Here is a 2,749-nt window from a genome sequence, read left to right on the forward strand (position 1 = left end):
CCGAGCTGATCGCCGAGTCGGTGGCGGATGTGGACGCGTCGGGCATGCCCTACTTCCTCGTCGGCCACGTCGGTGACGGCAACTTCCACTTCGGTTACCTGATCGACCCGGCCCAGCCCGCCGAGCGTGAACTGGCCGAAGCACTCAACCGCCGGCTGGTCGAGCGCACGCTGCGCATGGAGGGCACCTGCAGCGGCGAGCACGGCGTCGGGCTGCACAAGATGGGCTTCCTGCTGGACGAGGCCGGACCGGCAGCGGTCGGCCTGATGCGGGAGATCAAGCGGGCACTGGACCCGAAGAACATCCTGAATCCAGGCAAGGTGTTCGTGATCTGAGGCGCGCAAAGGCGGAGATGGCGCCGGATCCGCCCGTGATATCGATCCAAGATCCGCGGGCAGTCTTCCTAGAATCCGACCATGTCCGAAATCATCAGTCAGATCGCGCAAATCAACGTGCCGCAGGACGTCCTGCAGAACGCGGATTTCGACGGCATCGTCAACGACTTCCGGCGCCACTTCCGGCGCCTGGACGATTTCCAGCGCATCCACGGGCCGGTCGGCATGCACGACTCGCTCCAGCCGCTGTGGCAGGCGATCGCTGCGGGCGACCACCGGCCGGACACCTCGGATCTGGAGGTGTCCGCCCTGTCCAAGACACTCGGGCAGCTGATCGTGCTGTCGGTGGTGCAGTCGCAGCAGATCCAGCGCCAGCAGGACGCACTCGGCTCACAGCAGACAGCCACCCGCACGCTGCAGCAGAAGGTCAAGCAGGCACACGCCGTGCTCGCCGAGCACCAGCAGACCCAGGGCGTGCACAGCGGTGAGATGCAGCAGCTCATGAGCCAGTTGCTGGAAGTGCGCAACGGCCTGGTCGCCACCACCCAGCGCGTGACCGAGGCCACCCAGGACGGGCGCAAGACGCGCGAGGAACTGCAGGCCCAGATCAAGAAGGCGCTGGCGGAGGCCACGGCGCGGGTCGACACGGCCTGCGAGTGGGTGCAGACCATCGCCGACGCGCAGAACGTCAAGGTGGAGACGCTGCGCAGCGCCGTGCGTGCCGACACCGACGCCCGGGACCATTCCGAGAAGCTGCTGGCCGACGATCTGGCACTGCTCCAGCGCCAGCTCGACCAGGAACACAACCGGGTCGAGGACCTGAGCGACCTGCTGTCCCAGCACCGCATGGCCCAGGACACGCTGCAGAACCGCGTCACCACGCTGACCCAGGAACGCAGCGCCGAGCAGACCCAGATGCAGGAGCGGCTGAAGAAGCTCACGCTGGGCATCGCCGGGGCGTCCGGGCTGGCGCTGATCGGATTGATGCTGGCAGTCACGCGGTTCATGGGCTGAAGCGCTCCGCCGCAGCCCTCGCCGCCACCCCAACGCAAAAGGCCGACCCGTAACGGGGTCGGCCTTTTGCATGGGCGGCACGGGTTCAGCTGGTCGCAGCAGGCGCCGGCACGCCCCAGCGCTTCGTCACGTCGCCCTTGGCGTTGACGCTCTCCAGAAACACCGCGAAGCCCCACAGCCGCGCGACGTGCTTGAGCACCTCGACAGCGCTGTCGGCCAGCGGGCGGTCCTGGTGCTGGAAGTGGCGCAGCGTCAGCGAGCGGTCGCCGCGCAGGTTGACGTTCCAGACCTGGATGTTCGGCTCGCGCGAGCCCAGGTCGTACTGGCGCGACAGCGCATCGCGCACCCGCCGGTAGCCGCTGTCGTCGTGGATGGCGCTGACCTCGATCTCGGGCTTCTTGTCGTCGTCGTGCAGCGCGAACAGCCGCAGGTCGCGCATCAGCTTCGGGCTGAGGTACTGGCCGATGAAGCTCTCGTCCTTGAAGTTGCGCATCGCCTGGTCGAAGGCGGGCAGCCACGGCGTGCCGGCCAGCTCGGGAAACCACTGGCGGTCCTCGTCGGTCGGCTCCTCGCAGATGCGCTTGATGTCGGTGTACATCGCGAAACCGAGCGCGTAGGGGTTGATGCCGTTGTAGCCCCGGTCCCCCACACGCGGCTGGTAGACCACGTTGGTGTGCGACTTGAGCCACTCGATCATCACGCCATCGGTCAGGTGGCCGTCGTCGTACATGGTGTTGAGCAGCTTGTGGTGCCAGAAGGTGGCCCAGCCCTCGTTCATCACCTGCGACTGGCGCTGCGGGTAGAAGTACTGCGCCACCTTGCGCACGATGCGCACGACCTCGCGCTGCCACGGCTCCAGCAGCGGCGCGTTCTTCTCGAAGAAGTACAGCAGGTTCTCCTGCGGCTCCTCGGGGAAACGGCGGTTGCCCTGCGCTTCCTCCAGCTTTTCGGCGCGCCGGGGCAGCGTGCGCCAGAGGTCGTTGACCTGCTGCTGGGCGTAGGCCTCGCGGTCCTTGCGCTGGGAGAGTTCCTGCGCCAGCGTCTTCTTGCTCGGGCGGCGGTAGCGGTCCACGCCGTGGTTCATCAGCGCGTGGCAGCTGTCGAGGAAAGCCTCCACCGTGTCGATGCCATGGCGCTCCTCGCAGTCGGCGATGTAGTTCTTCGCGTAGACGAGATAGTCGATGATCGAGGCCGCATCCGTCCACATGCGGAACAGGTAGTTGCCCTTGAAGAAGCTGTTGTGGCCGTAGGCGGCGTGGGCGATGACCAGCGACTGCATCGCCATCGAGTTCTCCTCCATCAGGTAGCTGATGCAGGGATTGCTGTTGATGACGATCTCGTAGGCCAGCCCCATGTGACCGCGCTTGTAGTTCTTCTCGGTCGAGATGAACTCCTTGCCG

Annotated in this window: 3 protein-coding genes; 2 read left to right on the forward strand and 1 reads right to left on the reverse strand. The window is 66.2% G+C overall.

The features are described from left to right. Both AB3X43_RS09125 and AB3X43_RS09130 read left to right on the forward strand, forming a co-directional pair. The coding region (locus AB3X43_RS09125) for an FAD-linked oxidase C-terminal domain-containing protein (RefSeq protein ID WP_369429532.1) at positions 1-335 on the forward strand (335 nt) is incomplete at its 5' end. A gap of 81 nt (positions 336-416) precedes the next feature. Further along, the gene (locus tag AB3X43_RS09130) at positions 417-1,349 is read left to right on the forward strand and encodes a hypothetical protein (protein ID WP_369429533.1); all 933 of its coding nucleotides are present in this window, start codon (positions 417-419) and stop codon (positions 1,347-1,349) included. A gap of 85 nt (positions 1,350-1,434) precedes the next feature. On the opposite strand, the gene AB3X43_RS09135 is transcribed toward AB3X43_RS09130, so the two are convergent. Continuing rightward, the coding region (locus tag AB3X43_RS09135) for a SpoVR family protein (RefSeq protein WP_369429534.1) at positions 1,435-2,749 on the reverse strand (1,315 nt) is incomplete at its 5' end.

This window comes from Sphaerotilus sp. (assembly GCF_041083715.1).
Classification (GTDB): Bacteria; Pseudomonadota; Gammaproteobacteria; order Burkholderiales; family Burkholderiaceae_C; genus Sphaerotilus.

What these genes read in the sequence shown, in the direction of transcription:
- AB3X43_RS09130 (WP_369429533.1), top strand. Translation starts at nt 417, where the DNA reads ATGTCCGAAATCATCAGTCAGATCGCGCAAATCAACGTGCCGCAGGAC.